The organism is Vibrio sp. CyArs1 (assembly GCF_022432925.1).
Taxonomy (GTDB): Bacteria; Pseudomonadota; Gammaproteobacteria; order Enterobacterales; family Vibrionaceae; genus Vibrio; species Vibrio mediterranei.
In genome coordinates, this window is the sequence record NZ_JAKRBO010000002.1 from 25910 (window position 1) to 41991 (window position 16082).

The 16082-nt window shown below is 43.5% G+C and carries 14 protein-coding genes; 8 read left to right on the plus strand and 6 right to left on the minus strand.

Annotated features, from left to right (window positions below):
* The 5 genes from MMA19_RS06800 (at position 1) to MMA19_RS06820 (ending at position 5939) form a co-directional block, all read left to right on the plus strand.
* Positions 1 to 1212, plus strand: a complete 1212-nt coding sequence (locus tag MMA19_RS06800) for an acetyl-CoA C-acetyltransferase (RefSeq protein WP_240205859.1) — start codon at positions 1 to 3, stop codon at positions 1210 to 1212.
* 100 nt (positions 1213 to 1312) lie between these two features.
* On the plus strand, positions 1313 to 1660 hold the full coding sequence (locus MMA19_RS06805) for a phasin family protein (protein ID WP_006072396.1): 348 nt from the start codon (positions 1313 to 1315) through the stop codon (positions 1658 to 1660).
* A 79-nt stretch (positions 1661 to 1739) separates the two neighbouring features.
* Complete coding sequence (phaC, locus tag MMA19_RS06810) at positions 1740 to 3536, plus strand: class I poly(R)-hydroxyalkanoic acid synthase (protein WP_240205860.1); 1797 nt, start codon at positions 1740 to 1742, stop codon at positions 3534 to 3536.
* 139 nt (positions 3537 to 3675) lie between these two features.
* Positions 3676 to 4284: an FKBP-type peptidyl-prolyl cis-trans isomerase N-terminal domain-containing protein gene (locus MMA19_RS06815; protein ID WP_006072399.1), complete on the plus strand. Its 609-nt coding sequence runs from the start codon at positions 3676 to 3678 to the stop codon at positions 4282 to 4284.
* A gap of 353 nt (positions 4285 to 4637) precedes the next feature.
* Positions 4638 to 5939, plus strand: a complete 1302-nt coding sequence (locus MMA19_RS06820; RefSeq protein WP_063606768.1) for a dicarboxylate/amino acid:cation symporter — start codon at positions 4638 to 4640, stop codon at positions 5937 to 5939.
* A gap of 64 nt (positions 5940 to 6003) precedes the next feature.
* On the opposite strand, the gene MMA19_RS06825 is transcribed toward MMA19_RS06820, so the two are convergent.
* The 5 genes from MMA19_RS06825 to MMA19_RS06845 form a co-directional block, all read right to left on the minus strand.
* Complete coding sequence (locus MMA19_RS06825) at positions 6004 to 7143, minus strand: ABC transporter permease (protein WP_031493596.1); 1140 nt, start codon at positions 7141 to 7143, stop codon at positions 6004 to 6006.
* Positions 7140 to 8324 carry an ABC transporter permease gene (locus MMA19_RS06830; protein ID WP_050798625.1) on the minus strand — a complete coding sequence of 395 codons (1185 nt, stop codon included), beginning with the start codon at positions 8322 to 8324 and terminating at the stop codon, positions 7140 to 7142. The genes MMA19_RS06825 and MMA19_RS06830 overlap by 4 nt, the downstream gene beginning before the upstream one ends.
* A 9-nt stretch (positions 8325 to 8333) precedes the next feature.
* Positions 8334 to 9308, minus strand: a complete 975-nt coding sequence (locus MMA19_RS06835; RefSeq protein ID WP_006072406.1) for an efflux RND transporter periplasmic adaptor subunit — start codon at positions 9306 to 9308, stop codon at positions 8334 to 8336.
* Entirely contained in the window at positions 9305 to 10738 is a 1434-nt protein-coding gene (locus MMA19_RS06840; RefSeq protein WP_198557785.1) for a TolC family protein, read from the minus strand. Before MMA19_RS06840 ends, MMA19_RS06835 begins: the two co-directional genes overlap by 4 nt.
* Before the next feature lie 203 nt (positions 10739 to 10941).
* Entirely contained in the window at positions 10942 to 11181 is a 240-nt protein-coding gene (locus tag MMA19_RS06845) for a hypothetical protein (RefSeq protein ID WP_006072408.1), read from the minus strand.
* 398 nt (positions 11182 to 11579) lie between these two features.
* Between MMA19_RS06845 and MMA19_RS06850 the strand changes: the two genes are divergently transcribed.
* From MMA19_RS06850 to MMA19_RS26590, 3 genes are all read left to right on the plus strand, one after another.
* Positions 11580 to 13199 carry a sensor histidine kinase gene (locus tag MMA19_RS06850; RefSeq protein ID WP_240205861.1) on the plus strand — a complete coding sequence of 540 codons (1620 nt, stop codon included), beginning with the start codon at positions 11580 to 11582 and terminating at the stop codon, positions 13197 to 13199.
* On the plus strand, positions 13196 to 13882 hold the full coding sequence (locus MMA19_RS06855) for a response regulator (RefSeq protein ID WP_240205862.1): 687 nt from the start codon (positions 13196 to 13198) through the stop codon (positions 13880 to 13882). The genes MMA19_RS06850 and MMA19_RS06855 overlap by 4 nt, the downstream gene beginning before the upstream one ends.
* A 133-nt stretch (positions 13883 to 14015) precedes the next feature.
* Entirely contained in the window at positions 14016 to 14495 is a 480-nt protein-coding gene (locus MMA19_RS26590) for a type II secretion system protein (protein ID WP_270034426.1), read from the plus strand.
* 54 nt (positions 14496 to 14549) lie between these two features.
* Here the strand turns inward: MMA19_RS26590 and MMA19_RS06865 are convergent, their stop codons facing one another.
* Positions 14550 to 16076, minus strand: a complete 1527-nt coding sequence (locus MMA19_RS06865) for a tripartite tricarboxylate transporter permease (RefSeq protein WP_006072415.1) — start codon at positions 16074 to 16076, stop codon at positions 14550 to 14552.
* Positions 16077 to 16082: the final 6 nt, after the last annotated feature.

Sequence of the window (16082 nt, forward strand, 5' to 3'; positions counted from 1 at the left end):
ATGGAAAGAGTTTTTATTGTTGCAGCAAAGCGTTCAGCAATCGGTAGTTTTGGTGGCACCTTACAGAGCGTGACTGCTGGAAAACTTGCATCGGAAGTGATTGCTGGAGCGGTCGATGCCTGCGGTATAACCGTTAACGACATAGATGAAGTGATTGTCGGTAATGTTGTGAGTGCAAATCAAGGCATGGGAGTAGGACGACAAGCTTCTATCTATGCGGGTATTCCAGCGGAGGTTCCAGCTTATACGCTAAACATGGTATGTGGCAGTGGAATGAAAACGCTCATGGATGCCGCATCACATATCAAATCAGGCGAGGCAGAAGTTGTTGTCGCTGCAGGTGTTGAGGTTATGTCGCAAATCCCGTTTGCTATGCCAGCGTCGGCACGTTCAGGTCACAAAATGGGGGATATCACCGCAAAGGATCTGCTCGTTTCTGATGGACTCACAGATGTCTTTAACGCTTACCATATGGGTGTGACAGCTGAGAACATTGCTAAGGAACTCGATATTTCTCGTGACGACCAAGATGCGTATGCCCTCCAAAGCCAGCAAAAAGCGGCGGCAGCGATTGAAGCAGGGAAGTTTGTAGACGAAATTCAACCCATTGAGGTGAAAACTAGACGTCAAAGCGTCGAATTTTCGACCGATGAATACCCCAAACTAGACGCGACCATGCAAGGCTTATCTAAGTTAAGGCCTGCGTTTGATAGAGAAGGTACGGTGACGGCGGGTAATGCGTCGGGCATTAATGATGGTGCTAGCGCTTTGGTTGTTGCTTCCGAGTCTGCGGTTGAACGCCTGGCGTTGACGCCACTATGCGAAGTCGTTAACTGCGCTCAAACTGGCATTGATCCCAAAGTTATGGGTCTTGGCCCGGTTCAAGCGGTGACTCAAGTGCTTAGCAAAGCTGAGTTGACTATAGAAAACGTGGATGTGTTTGAGCTTAACGAAGCGTTTGCGGCCCAAGCGTTAGGGGTTATACGCAACTTAGCATCGCAGCATGGTGTGCCTGCGGAGTCTATTTTACAAAAAGCTAATCCAAATGGTGGTGCTATTGCCCTAGGACATCCATTAGGAGCGTCTGGTAATAGAATTATTGTCACTCTTATTCATGAAATGTTACGCGAACAAAAGAATATCGGCGTTGCATCTTTATGTGTGGGTGGTGGTATGGGAACAGCAGTACTTTTGAAAAACTGCAAGTCTTAAAAAACGTAATTGTTAATAGCTCATTACAGTGTTGTCGGATTCCCAAATATTAATGGGATAGTTATATAAAATTGGAATATATTTCCTAGGAGAAATAATCATGTACACGGATATCTTTAAAGTTTTCAATGAACAGTCAGAAAAAACGTTTGAACCATATGCAAAATTCAACAAATTGATGACGAAAAATGTAGAGACTCTAACTGAACTGCAACTTAATGCCATGCGTTCGTACAGTGAGCTTGGTTTAAGCCAAATGAAAGCGGCCTCCGAAATTAAAGACGTGTCATCATTTGCTGTTTTTAATAGCCAACAACTTAATACACTGTCTCGCCTATCTCAACAAATGATGGATGACAGTAATAAGCTCCAACAAGTTGCGAAAGAATTCAAAGAAGATATTGAAGCTCTAACAACTGAAACAGTAAAAGCTAACACACCAGCTTAATGATTCAGTTTTTTTATTAGGGTTGCGGGGGCACTCGTTCCCGCAGCCTTTTTTGTTTTCCAAGAAAAGGGTTTTAACTATGTTTCAAAACTTCTTTTCGGACTACCTTGTGAAACTGCAGGAGAGCAACCAGCAATGGTGGAAAGACTTCGAGCAAGGCAAGGCAGCCGTTAATAGCCCTCTAACTAAAGCAATGCAGGAACTCAACGCAGAAGATACTGCAGCTTTTATGGATAAGGCCTCACAGCAACCCGCTGCTATGTTGGACATGCAAACTAAATGGTGGACTCAACAACTAGAGATTTGGCAGCGAGTAGCACTGCAATCAAGTAAAGAAGACGTCGTTTCTGTAGAAAAAGGCGACCGTCGATTTGAAGATGATGCATGGAAAGAAGAAGCGTTTTATAACTTCATCAAGCAGTCCTATGTTCTTTTCAGTAAGACTTATTTAGAGACCATCAACTCGGTGGAAGGTGTCGATGAGAAAATCAAAGAGCGATTGACGTTTTTCTCCCGACAAACGTTGAATGCACTCTCACCAACGAATTTCATCGCCACCAATCCTGAGCTACTTAAACTAACTGTTGAGCAAAATGGAGAAAACTTGCTTGCTGGACTTCAGCAGTTCCAAGAGGACATCGAAGCAAGTGCTGATGTGCTGAAAATTCGCATGACGAATACTGAAGCATTCCAAATAGGTGAACATGTCGCTAATACGGCTGGAGATGTTGTCTATCAGAATGAGCTATTTGAGCTGATTCAATATCGTCCAGTAACAGAAGTGGTGAACTCTACACCATTGCTTATCGTTCCGCCTTTCATCAACAAATACTACATTCTTGATCTTCGTGAGAAAAACTCGATGGTTAAATGGTTGCTGGAGCAGGGCCACAGTGTATTTATGATGTCGTGGCGAAATCCTGGCGCTTCTCAAGCTAAGGTGGAATTTGGCGACTACGTGACTAACGGTGTTGTCAAAGCAGTTTCTGCCATTGAGTCGATCACCGGTAAAGATCAGATCAATGCTGCCGGATATTGTATTGGTGGCACTGTCCTCGCTTCCACTGTGGCGTACTATGCCGCCAAACGTATGAAGAAACGGATTGTCTCAGCGTCGTTTTTCACCACGTTGCTTGATTATAGCCAGCCAGGCGAAGTAGGAGCTTATATAAACGACACCATCATCAGAGCTATTGAACTACAAAATAACGCCATAGGTTATATGGATGGTCGCTCACTCAGTGTGACATTTAGCTTGCTTCGAGAAAATAGTCTTTACTGGAACTACTATGTCGATAATTACCTTAAGGGTAACAGTCCCGTAGATTTCGACTTGTTGTACTGGAATAGTGATAGCACTAATGTAACTGCAGCTACACATAATTTTCTATTAAGACAGCTATACCTGGAAAACAAGCTGATTCAGGATAAAGGTGTGAAAATCGGCGGCGTGTGGATAGACTTAGATAAGATACGAATCCCAAGTTACTTTATTTCCACCAAAGAGGATCATATTGCACTTTGGCAAGGAACTTATCGCGGTGCGTTGAAAATGGGTGGGAACAAAACTTTCGTATTGGGCGAATCAGGGCATATTGCAGGTATCGTTAATCATCCCGCAAAAGAGAAATATGGTTTCTGGACTAATTCTACTCTAGAAGAATCCGCAGAAGAGTGGATAGGGAATGCAGAACACCATAAGGGGTCGTGGTGGCTGCACTGGAACGAGTGGCTCAAACAGTTTAGCGCGGAAGAGCAAGTTGAACCGTTTTCAACAGGAAATGAAGAATATCCTGTAGTAGGTAGTGCGCCTGGTCAATACGTGTTGCAAACTTTGCCAGTGGTCGATTCCCTGCCAGATAATGAACTGACCTAAAGTTCACATAATCATCAATGCAAAAGGACCTCTTGGTCCTTTTCTTTTTCCAGTATCAAGCCTTTTTATCCGTAACATACTTTTTTTCTGTATAAGAAGTCTTAACATTAGACCAAGAGTTAGTTGTTGAGAGGTTGGGATGGAAATAGAGACGTTAGAACAAAAAGTAAGCTATATCTACGGTCGAGAGATCGCGTTGGAGCTTGCCAAAAAATCATTTCCAAAAATGAATATCAAAATTGTCCAAGAAGCCATCATGGACACATTCATGCAAAAAGAATGGCCATTTGACCCGTCTGAAAATGAGCAATTGAAGCAACAGATGGAAGACCAGCGCAAAGAAACAGAGAAACAGCTAAAGCAGCAACAAACAGAATTTGAACAAGCTTTTTTCAAAAAGAATGGTCAGCGCCGCGAAGTAACAACCCATAGCTCTGGTATTCAGTATGAAATACTAAAAGAGGGGAATGAGCTCGCTAGTGTCTCGTCAGGAACGCAGTGTAAGGTCAGACATAAGACTTGGCTTCTAAACGGACGTCAAGTTGATAGCTCTGTACATCTGCCTGAGCCGCTAACGATTTCTTTAAATCAGGCTCCTGTCTCTTGGTTAGTCGTGCTAAAACAGATGAAGCTAGGCTCTACGTGGCGTTTATATGTCCCAGCTCACTTAGCTTATAAAGAAGATGAACACCCTAGGATTCCAGAAGAAACTGCTGTTGTTTTCGAACTGAGTCTTGTGTCTATTTGATGGCTTAGATTATTTACCTTTCATTTCAAAATACCCAGAATTATGTGCTGGGTATTTTTATTTCATTAAGATGGTATATTGAGATGTTAGTCAGGTATTAATATTTCTTATGTGAACTTTAAAAGAACATAATATTAGTTGTGGCTATTGGTGTTATATTGCATGCTGTTTTGTTGGTAAAATGTAGCATTAAGGTTTTTGTTGGCGTGCTGTGTGTAACAACATGAGTGATCCCAGTCACAGTGCAGAATCAGAAAACAAATTTGTAATTCTAATCGTCAGCGTCTAGCTGCTAATCTGCTCCGGCTTTTAGATGTCCCCATCTCTAAGCAATATAAAAATAAGGAGTAATTATGACTAATACCAAAAAACCAATGTCACTGACTACACGAGTGATTATCGGTATGGTTGCAGGTATTTTGACGGGCTTCGCGATTCGAAGCTTGTTTGCTGAGAACGGATTTGTAGACGCATATATCGTTAATGGTTTGTTCGAAGTTGGTGGCCAAATTTTCATCGCCAGCTTGAAGATGCTTGTTGTACCTTTGGTTTTTGTATCGCTAGTTTGTGGTACGAGTTCTTTGAAGGACGTAACCACTCTAGGCCGTTTAGGTGGTAAGACTGTTCTTTTTTATGTAGCGACGACAGCAGTTGCGATCACCTTAGCTCTTACCATGGGCACTGTGTTCCAACCGGGGGCAGGTGCAGACCTTACTGCCGCTAGTTCATTTGCCGCTGCTGAAGCCCCATCTTTAGGGCAGGTCATCATTGACATGTTCCCAACTAACCCTATTAGCGCAATGGCAGAAGGTAAAACACTACAGGTTATCGTGTTTGCTGTATTGTTCGGTATTGCGATTAGTGCTGCGGGCGAACCTGGAGAGCGAATCGCGGCTGTGTTCCGTGACCTTAACGAAGTGATCATGAAGTTGGTAGCCTTGTTAATGAACATCGCCCCTTATGGTGTATTCTTCTTAATGGCTAAGCTGTTTACTGGTTTAGGTTTAAGCGCCATCTTTAATCTTGCAGAGTACTTCTTCGTTCTAACGGCCACATTACTATTGCATGGCTTGGTGACGTACAGTGTCATGCTTAAGTCATTTACAGGTTTAAGTCCTGTTACCTTCTTGAAGAAGATGGAAGATGCTGTCATGTTTGCATTTTCTACCGCATCATCTAACGCAACTATTCCTGTTACCATGGAAACGGCTCAAAATCGTCTTGGCGTAGATAACAAGGTATCGTCTTTCACAATTCCACTCGGTGCTACTATCAACATGGATGGCACTGCGATCATGCAGGGCGTGGCAACTGCGTTTATTGCTCAGGCGTTTAATATTGATTTAACCATGGGTGATTACCTGACGGTAATTCTGACAGCGACCCTTGCGTCAATTGGTACTGCGGGCGTTCCTGGTGTTGGCCTTATCATGTTAGCCATGGTACTAAACCAAGTGGGTCTACCTTTAGAAGGTATTGCATTAATCATGGGTGTTGACCGCCTATTAGATATGATTCGTACCGCAGTTAACATCACAGGTGATAGCGCAGTTACTTGTATTGTTGCCAAATCGGAAGGCGCATTGAACATTGATAAGTTCAACGATCCTGCTGCTGGTGAAAGCGAAGAAAAGGTTGAACTAGTTCGAAGCTAATTCAACGAAAGAAAATAAAAGGGGCTAATGATATGTCATTAGCCCCTTTTGTTTTGTCTTTCAGTTATTCAGCATTGCTGATTCTATATTTCTTGAAGCTGTATACAGCAAGACTTCCCCAAGCGAAAGCTTGAATCCAAAGTTGCGTCCATGCCCCACGTATTTGAGACCACTCGGCACCCATTTGATTTAGCTTCAAAAAGCCATTAATTGCTGCTTGCGTTGGGAAGATTGCAGCAAACCACTTGATGGGCTCTGGTAGCATTTCTGTTGGCCATATAAAGCCTGCGGAAAAGATCAGAGGCATTGAGCTTAGCAGAACAACAACAGTCACCAGTTCTCTTCGTGGTGTAATGGCGCCCAAAAATATGCCAATAAAACAAGAAGTAAGCAAAAACGGCAACATTAGAGTCAGCAATTCGATGGGGTGAGCTAGCTTACTGATACCATACATCTCGAAGCTAGCACCGAAGTAATACATACCAAGTAGGTAGTAAATAAGCGTAAGCACAATACTGCGAACAGCCACAACAGATAATACTGATTGAGAGCGCCAATAACCTTTACCTTGACGTTGCGTGCCACCAACCAAACCGGACGCCATTGCGAGAGTTTGCTGAAGGATTAATACAAAGACGGCCGGCACAACATAGTCTACATATCCCATTCGAGGGTTAAAGGTAGGCTTGGTGTTAAGCTGAGTCGCAGCATACTGTTTGCTCGCCAGTTCCAGAGGTACGCCATCGATGAGCAATTTGGTTACTTTGGCTTTTGCTGCTAAAGTCCCGCCAGCTTGCGCTAGACCCTCAACCACGGTTCCATAAACCAAAAACAAAGCGGCATCGCCGGCGTAGGCAAGTACTGGACTTTTCCCTAACATAAGGTCTTTGTAGAAATGCTCAGGAATCACCAAAATACCGGACACTTCCCCATTTAAAAAAGCCTCTTTCGCTGCTGCAATAGTATGGTCTCGCTGTACCACTTTCACATTTGGTGTTGCGTCGACCATCCGTTCCAATTGAAAGCTGGTTTGACTGAGATCTAAGTTGACTACAGAGATTGGTTGTTCTCTTGGTGTTTGCTGAGTGTAGGGAAGTGGGTATAAAAACGAATAGAAAATCACGCCACCAAATACCGTTAGTACTACTACGGGATTGGTGAGAATGGCTTTGAGTTCGAGTTTTACATGTTCTAACAGCGTCATGCTACTAACTCCTTACTCATATGTTTTTTAATTAATACAGACGTTACTACCAATGGGATGACGTAACCTAACATGGGTGTTAAGTGCGAAAGTGACTGAAGTGGAGTGACGCCGTAACTTGCTTGGCTTACCTGAACTTCAATATAATGACTGATTGGTAATAGCTCGCGCCAAAATAATGCGAGGGGATTCATGTCAGTCGCTGGAAAAGTAATTCCCATAAATGCAAAACTAGGTGCGGTAAATGCTCCAGCAAAACTCATCGCACGTGCAGCATCGCAAGTTAAGAAGAAAAACAGTGCTGCCATTATCATACAGGTGACCGTAGTAACGATCTGTGCAAAGAAGAGCACCAGCCAACTCCCTTCCATTGGCCATCCAATTAAGTCGTAAAACCACACTAAAAAGAAAGTGCCTTGCAACAAGAACCAGAGGAAATAAGGGAACAAGGTCTGTGCCAATCTTGATATGGGTTTTTCTTGCCCTAACCAAGGAGCGAGTCCGGAGATTCGATAGTTTGCACTCAACACTAGTACAGTGAACGACACAACAGCGATTTGCCAAATTGCTGGAACGATAGCACTCACTAGGAACTGAGCATAGTTAGTGCCTTTGTTGAACAACGGTGTTATCTGAGTTCTCACGTTGACTGCTTTACCCATGGCTGCAGCGCCTGTTGTGTCGCCTTTTGCTAGAGCTTTGACAACTTCAACTTGAGCATTAAAAGTGCCTTGTGCTTGTAGAGCCGCAGAATTAATCAAGCGTCCAACGAGTATATACTGACTGTTATAGAATAAGGTCACTTCTGGACGTAATGATTTCACTACCGCTTTATCAAAACCATACGGTATGGTTAGAATTGCGTAAATATCGCCCTCTATGAGGGCGTCACGAGCTTGACCAATGTCATCGTACTGATGATTGACACTCAACATCGATGTGGCATCGTAGTTTCGAATTAGCTTTTGTGATAATTGGCTCTTACTCAGATCAACCACGCCGATGGGTAAGTTGCTGGCGATTCCTTGGGAAAAGATCCAATAGATAGAAAGGCACAATAATATTGGCACCCAAGTGAGGCAGGATAATAGCCATTTGTCATGGCGTAGTATCTGCCATTGGCTATGAAACTGACTTTTCGCGAGTCTTCGTGTAGCTAATGTTGGAAAAGAGTGAGGCATAATGGCTTCCTACATTTCTACCACTAAACTCATACCCATACGAAGCGGTACATCCTTATCTACTGGACGAGCTTCAACTTCAAAAGTGCGAAGATCGAAACCTTGAGTCGCGTCAGTTGAACGCCATGTAGCAAAGTCACCCATTACAGCAACGTGGAACACTTTAAAGGTGACAGTTTCATCAAGTGCAGGTAAATAAGCATCAAATTCTTTATCTTTCTCGAACTGGCTTAAAAGATCTTCACGTACATTCAGTACGGCCCAAGTGTCTTTGGTATCAATAACCGTAACTACAGGGAAGCCTTGAGGCGCAAGTTCGCCACTGTGCAGCAATACTTGCGAAACTTCACCATCAAACCAAGAATGGATTTTAGTGTCAGCTGCATAAGCTTCCACTTCGGCTACCGCGCCTTCCGCCATTCGAGCTTTTTCTGCCGCCGCTAATTTTGTTTCAGAACGCGCCCCTTCTTTGGTCATCTGGTACATCTGAAATGCTGCGCTTTCAGTGTATTTGGCCGCTTGCCATTGAGTCATGGCTTCATCACGTTTCTGCTCAGCTACCACACCATCTTTATATAGGTTGTTAACTCGTAGATACGTTTTCTCAAGTAATGCTGCAGCGGCTTTTGCTTTGCGCCATTGGTCTTCTGCTGCTTGAATCTGTTGCTTACGTGCGCCTGTCTCCGCTTCTTTGGCAAGCGCTCCCGCAGCTTTCTGTCCGGCTACGGCTTGCTCAAGTTTGGCTTCGATTTCTGGGCTATGGATGGTGAAAATGAGTTGGCCTTCAGCTACTTCGTCACCTTTTCGCACTAATACTTCATCAATCCGACCTGGTACTTTTGATGAAATGCTATATTGCTGAGACTCGATTTGCCCTTGTAGTCGAAATGGAGGTGTTTGATAGGCATCATAAAATTTGTATCCAACCCAACCAATAATCGCAATCGTACCTAATGTCAGTAAAGTAGGTTTTACCTTGTTCATGATGCATCCTTCGTTCTTAGTTGAGCTGGGGTAATAGCGTTATATTTATACGTAGAAAAGTTGTTCATCTCGCTAGAAAGCGCGAGTAATTTATTTAATGACAGTAAGTACTGGAAGCTTGCGGCGTCTTGCTGGGTCTTGACGCTGGCAAGATAGAGCTCAGCATCGACCACGTCTAGAGAGCGGCCTAATCCTTGAGAAAAGGCTTTTTGGCGTAGCTTGAGGTTCTCTTCTGCAAGTTGAATACTGGTATTCAACCCTTGCACTTCATCGAGTGCTTGCTGCGCTTCTAAGTAAGTTTTTTCAACTAAGACACTTAAGTCTTGTTTCGCTTGTTTCTTTAAAAATTGTACTTGAGATACCGCACTGTTAGCCGCTTTCATTTGCTCACTGCGACCTGTGTTCTCAAGAAGTGGGACACTTACGCCAATACCAACTAGCCAATCTGGCTTCATCTGTCCGGCCAATGAATCGCCGTGATACAGACTATAGTCACCATAGGCGTATACTTCTGGGAAATATTTACCTTTCTCAGCCTTCATCAAGCTACTTGCTTGTTTCTCTTTCGCATCAAGAATAGAAAGGCCAGGGTAGGTGTTGAGGGTTTGATCAACGAAAGCATCCAGAGGTGGCAGGTTTTCGTTGATAAAGAGTTGGTCACGAGGTTCAACGGTTTCAGATTGCCCCAAAACTTGGGTAAGCGCAGCTTCTGCGATATCTAGGCCGTGTTGTGCTTTTTTGCGCTCCACCACCGCTTTGGCTAATGAAGCTTCAGCTTGAAGGCGCTCAACTCGAGCAATTTGTCCTTGTTCTTCAAGTTTAATTGCGAAGTCTCGGTGCTTGGTTAGCCCTTTCTCTGCCGCCATTCTGGTTTCGACGACATTGCGCGCGAGCACCACACTAAAATAGTACTTACTTAGATCTTCGTATCGAGCTTGAACTTCCATTGCAAGCTGGCTTTGAGCCTCTTCTTTTTTACCCTCGGCGGCGGTTTGCGCTGCGGTGATTCTACCACCCGTAAAAATCGGCCAAACTGCTCGGATTGAAGAGGTGAAAATGTCTTGGTTTTCAATGGTGGAAGTAATGCCCCCTAGAGCACTTGCAACTTGTCCTAAGACCGGTCCTAATGCTCCGGCGGGTAGGTTAGGGACTCCACTAAGGCTATCCGCAAATTGCGAGCCACTAATTGTTACATCTTGATCCAATCGAGTGTAGTTAGCGCCAACCGTGACCTTAGGTAGGTTTAAACTGCCGCTTGCGTCTTGTAAGTGCCCGTATCGTTCTACGTTGGCTCGTTGTGCGGCTAGAGAATTATTGTTTTGTTGAAGCAATTGCCAGGCTTCATCAAAGGAGACTTCGGCAGAGTAGCCACCGAAAGAAAGCGTTCCTAGCAATGCGCCCACAACCAGCGGTAGGGACCTTATCTTCATGTTTGCTCCAAAACAGATGATGTTAATAAATTGATTAGAGTATATGCTCTAATAAAATGGTGTGCAATAACCTAACTATAGATGTTTTTTTGATCTCTATGTGGTTAAGTGTCTGTTATTTAGAAGCTAAACGATATATTTTGGTCACTGATACTAAAAAAGCAACTTCACATTACGTGCCGTTGCTTTTTTTTTAAACGATCTTAATCATTTGATGGACAAACGTAGCCTGCTCTCCACATTAGGTCTTTTGCTTGAAGCAGTTCTTTTAAGACTTCACTGCCTGACATTTGTGGTGAAGCGAACGATACCATAACTTCGTGTTCTAGTTCCGATACTTGTGAGTTTGTCGCTTGATATGCTCTGACGTGAGTAAATGTAGCGCGTCGATTTTTCGACAGCATCGCCCGATTAAGGCAAATTCCAAAACAGTCCCGTTCCATAACGACGTTCCTTCTTACGTTGTATTTTGCGCTCTGCACAAGGGTTACTGCGTTTTCGTTTATTATTTTCTAGTTATAAGTGACCTTGAAAGTTACGTTTGAGTCGACAAATAGCAAGTAGACTCAAATACTTTTTAGATAACAATTTTACTATACGGAATAACGGCTGAATTGTTCTAAAAATAAGCTAAAAGTGATGTGATCATAATCAGATATTCGGTTGCATATGCATGTAACTGACATGAATATTTACATTCTACCTGTAGGAATCAAAGAGCGTTTTTATCGTCTATTTGACTGATTCTACGTAAATTAATTATATGCTTCACAGTTCGATACTCAATTGAGTGCTCGTATGTTACAACGCTGTTACAGTATGGGTGTTAGGGAGAGTTATCATGAAATGGAACCAGATAAGTTTTCGACACCGAATGCTCATAATTATGACGGTTTCGGGGTTGTTGCAGTTGCTTGTCTTATCATTAGCTGGATTTAGCTACATCAAGCAGTCCCAAGAAAAGGAGATGGGGCTAAAAGCCAAAGGCGTCGCAACATTCTTGGCGCAGTCTAGTGCTGTTATCAATATGATTGAACAGAACACGTCTGCCCGAATGCAAAACCGATTTCGTGGGCTTACTGAGATGATTGGGGCAGCCTTCATTGTTATTGGTGACGAGAAAGGCATTCGTTTAGTCCATCCTATTGATGAACGAATTGGGTTGCCAATGAAAGGGGGTGATAATGATCAAGCTCTGATTCATGGTCAAACCTACGTATCGTTTGCAGAAGGATCTCTTGGAAAGTCAGTTCGAGGCAAAGCGGCGGTATTTGATAAAGATGGCAATATCATAGGTGTTGTTTCCGTCGGCTACTTATTGGATAGACTCCAAGACCGTATTGAGCCCTATTTAGCGTTCCTCCTTGGAATGGCAATACTGGTGCTCATTGTGAACGCGATTGTTTCTTACTTTATCTCACGTCGTTTTCAAAAAGCACTATTGGGTTTTGAACCAGAAGAGATCGGTCGTCTTTATGGCGAGTTGGACGTCACTATGAGCACCATTAAGGAAGGTGTTATCAGTATTGACTCCGACGGGGTATTACGCTCGATTAATACCAGTGCGTGTGAGATCTTAGGGTTAACTAAATCGGGTGTTATGAACAAACCGTTGTACCAGGTATTACCGAATTCCGACCTGCAAAGTTTGATCGAAAGCCAAGAGTCAGATAATGATATTGAGCTGTATCTCAATCAACAACGTATCGTTGCCAATCGCAGTCCCATTGTTGTTGATGGCAAAGTCGTTGGTGCGGTGTCGAGTTTTCGTTTGCGCGATGAAATCTCGGAATTGACTGAACAGCTATCGCAAACCAAAGCTTATGCCGAGCTGTTACGTTCGCAGACTCATGAACATCGAAACAAGTTGAACACTATAAGTGGATTGGTACAAATGAGGGAATTGGATGCGGTGCAGCATCTCATTGGGCAAGAAACTGAGCACTATCAGAGCTTAATTGAGTTCCTTCGAGAAACCGTTAAAGACCCGTTGATCGCCGGTATGCTTCTTGGAAAAACAGAGCGCGCACGTGAGCTGGGATTAGGATTAAAAGTAGAAGATGAGTCGCGACTTGAACCATTGCCAAAAGAGATAAATGCTGATGACTTAGTGACCATTTTGGGTAATTTAATTGATAACGCGTTTGAAGCAACATTATCGGCTATTGCGCACTCTCCTCATGAGCGGTTAGAACGGTCAGACGTTGAAGTGTCGGTGAGTGACTTTGGTAATGAAATCATTTTAGAAGTCATTGATAAGGGGTGTGGCTTACCCAAGCATCTCGATGTGAAATCGCTAACGCAACGCGGAGTGTCGAGTAAATCAGTCACGAATCGTGGTGTGGGATTGTTTTTAGTCAAACAATTTACTGAAAGATACCAAGGACAGTTGGAAATAGTAGAAAACAAGGATATCGGCGCACGTGTGACGGTATATATTCCTAAGGATGGATTAGCATGAGTGACTTAACACGAGTCATGATAATAGAAGACGATTTAAAAATCGCAGAACTGCATCGTCGATACCTAGAGCAAATTGGTGGTTTTGAAGTAGTTGGAATGGCGACATCAAAAGCCGAAGCTGAAATACAGCTTGAAATATTAGAACCCGAACTAGTGATGCTCGATGTTTATTTGCCTGATGGTACAGGCATAGAAATATTGGCTTGGCTACGGAGTTTGAATCAAGAGTGTGATGTTATTTTGATTACTGCTGCACGTGATGTTGAAACTCTGCAACAGGCGATGCGTGGCGGTGTGATTGATTATTTATTAAAGCCTGTTATGTTTCCTCGGCTGGAGGCGGCATTGAAAAAGTACCAGAAACGTACTGAGCAACTGCATCATGTGGAAGGTTTGGATCAATCGTTAGTAGACGAAATGATGCAAACTAGTAGCGCAGAGAAAAATGTTGAGCTTCGACTACCCAAGGGGATTGATGGCGTGACTCTTGAGAAAATTCGTGCATTGTTTAAAGAAGATAAGCCATTTACCGCCGATGAAGCGGGGGAAATGATTGGCGCGAGCAGAACAACAGCAAGGCGATACTTGGAGTTTCTTATTAGTTATGGCGAGCTGGAAGCTGACGTGAATTACGGCACCGTCGGACGCCCAGAGCGCTGTTATCGTAAAGTTATACGTTAATCATCTCTTAATCTGATTTTCAAAGGATTTCTAAAGCCCTTTTGTTGTTTTACAAAATGGCTTTTTTCGTACTATTCGGCCGAATCGTGATCTTGATTCAATAAACTCAGCCCAATAGAAAGGAAAAATCCTCATGAAACGTAACGGCTTTACGCTTATCGAACTTGTTGTAGTTATCGTTATTCTTGGCATTTTAGCGGTCAGTGCCGCACCAAGGTTCTTAAATCTTACCAGTGATGCCCGAGTAAGCGTGTTGAAAGGCGCTCAAGCTGCGGTTAAAGGTATGGACTCATTGGTTTATAGCAAGGCCGTAATCAATGGCGTTGAACGCAATGGAGATAAAGCCGTCAAAATTGATGGTAAAAGAGTAAACTTAATCAATGGCCATTTGAAACTGGATACTAAAAACAACGTCGCTCAATTTCTTGATACAGACATGAATTTTCATGTCAAACAGAATGGTGCTAGTGACGGTGGTGAGTTGGTCATCTATGGTGGTAAAGAAATACGCAATGTTGAAGCTGTGAAAGAGGGCGGCTGCTTTCTTCTTGTTACTCAACCAGACTCTGAAAAAGGCGAGTACCGTTACACGATTATCGACCAGAATTGTTAATTAAATAAGAGCCACTCAATAGAGTGGCTCTGTAAGTATCAATTCATATTGAACTTAAGATTCAACTTTCTTGGGTTGATAAAACCATTTTTTAACCAACGAAAGCAATGCGGGTCCGACAAGTACTAGTACAGCCAATACAGTAAACGTCAATGTGATAGGGCGCTCCCACAAGAAGCTTAGCTCACCATCACTGATCATCAGTGCTCGTCTTAAGTTCTCCTCCATTAATCCGCCAAGAATAAAACCAAGCAGTAACGGAGCTAATGGGAAATTGGCTAGCCTTAGTGCAATTGCTGCCATTGCTACGAGCAGCATGATAAACACGTCCATGGTATTGAACGAGACCAAATACACCCCAGTAATAGAGAAGAATAGGATCATCGGCAACAATACCGTCCTTGGTACCGCTAGTAGCTTAGAAATATAAGGAATCAACGGTAGGTTTAAGATAACTAGAACGATGTTACCGAAGTACATAGAGATGATGACTGACCAAAACACGTCTGGGTGTTCAACGAATAGTCGAGGACCCGGTTGAATACCATAGGCGATCAGTGCACCTAACATAATTGCAGTTGTACCGGAGCCAGGGATACCGAGCGTCAATAGCGGAACAAACGAACCACTTGATGCTGCATTGTTAGCTGACTCTGGTGCAACCAAGCCACGAATGCTTCCTTTGCCAAATTCTTCTTTTTTGTCTTTAGGCGCAAGGTTACGTTCCATACCATAAGAAAGGAAAGCGGCAATGGTTGCGCCTGCGCCTGGAAGGACACCGGTAAAGAAGCCCAAGATAGAAGAACGAATAGAGACAGGTGCCACTTCTTTTACTTCTTCTTTAGTGATCTTCATGCTTCCTATATCGCTCATCTTGCGCTGTTCGTCTTGGCGTGTATCTTTTTCTGGCTTAAGTATACCCATCAAGGTTTCACCTAAAGCAAAGGTTGCCATCGCAAGTAATAGGAAACTAAATCCGTCCATTAAGTCAGTTAAGCCAAAGGTAAAACGCTCGACACCCACACCTTTATCGATACCGACTGTTGATAGCATGAGTCCCAGCACAACCATCATCCACGCTTTAATAACCTGACCTTTGCCAGCGAATGCCGCAACCGCAGATAAACCAAGTAGCATCAGCGCAAAGTAGTCCGAAGACTGGAAACTCAATGAAACTTTGGCAAGGGCGGGGGCTGCGAACAGCAACATGATGGCAGAAAGTGTACCGCCGGTAAAAGAAGAGTAGGCTGCGAGAGCTAACGCTTTACCTGCTTGGCCTTTCTGTGCCATTGGGTAACCATCAAATGCGGTAACAACAGTTGATGAACAGCCCGGAGCATTAATAAGAATGGATGAGGTTGAACCTCCGAATACCGCGCCGTAGTAAACACCGGCCATCAGGATTAGGCCAGAAGAGGGATCCAGTCCGTAAGTAATAGGGATCATCAAGGCGATTGCTGAAATAGGACCCAGACCCGGAAGCATCCCGATAAAAGTACCGACAAAACAACCGACAATCACCATCATGATGTTCATCGGCATAACTGCCGTTGATAATCCTTGTAAAATTCCGTCTAACATAATGGT

Coding starts and splice junctions, on each gene's coding strand:
- MMA19_RS06815 (WP_006072399.1), top strand. CDS start 3,676: ATGGAAATAGAGACGTTAGAACAAAAAGTAAGCTATATCTACGGTCGA.
- MMA19_RS06850 (WP_240205861.1), top strand. CDS start 11,580: ATGAAATGGAACCAGATAAGTTTTCGACACCGAATGCTCATAATTATG.
- MMA19_RS06825 (WP_031493596.1), bottom strand. CDS start 7,143: ATGACGCTGTTAGAACATGTAAAACTCGAACTCAAAGCCATTCTCACC.
- MMA19_RS06800 (WP_240205859.1), top strand. CDS start 1: ATGGAAAGAGTTTTTATTGTTGCAGCAAAGCGTTCAGCAATCGGTAGT.
- MMA19_RS06820 (WP_063606768.1), top strand. CDS start 4,638: ATGACTAATACCAAAAAACCAATGTCACTGACTACACGAGTGATTATC.
- MMA19_RS26590 (WP_270034426.1), top strand. CDS start 14,016: ATGAAACGTAACGGCTTTACGCTTATCGAACTTGTTGTAGTTATCGTT.
- MMA19_RS06835 (WP_006072406.1), bottom strand. CDS start 9,308: ATGAACAAGGTAAAACCTACTTTACTGACATTAGGTACGATTGCGATT.
- MMA19_RS06840 (WP_198557785.1), bottom strand. CDS start 10,738: ATGAAGATAAGGTCCCTACCGCTGGTTGTGGGCGCATTGCTAGGAACG.
- MMA19_RS06855 (WP_240205862.1), top strand. CDS start 13,196: ATGAGTGACTTAACACGAGTCATGATAATAGAAGACGATTTAAAAATC.
- MMA19_RS06845 (WP_006072408.1), bottom strand. CDS start 11,181: ATGGAACGGGACTGTTTTGGAATTTGCCTTAATCGGGCGATGCTGTCG.
- MMA19_RS06865 (WP_006072415.1), bottom strand. CDS start 16,076: ATGTTAGACGGAATTTTACAAGGATTATCAACGGCAGTTATGCCGATG.
- MMA19_RS06805 (WP_006072396.1), top strand. CDS start 1,313: ATGTACACGGATATCTTTAAAGTTTTCAATGAACAGTCAGAAAAAACG.
- phaC (WP_240205860.1), top strand. CDS start 1,740: ATGTTTCAAAACTTCTTTTCGGACTACCTTGTGAAACTGCAGGAGAGC.
- MMA19_RS06830 (WP_050798625.1), bottom strand. CDS start 8,324: ATGCCTCACTCTTTTCCAACATTAGCTACACGAAGACTCGCGAAAAGT.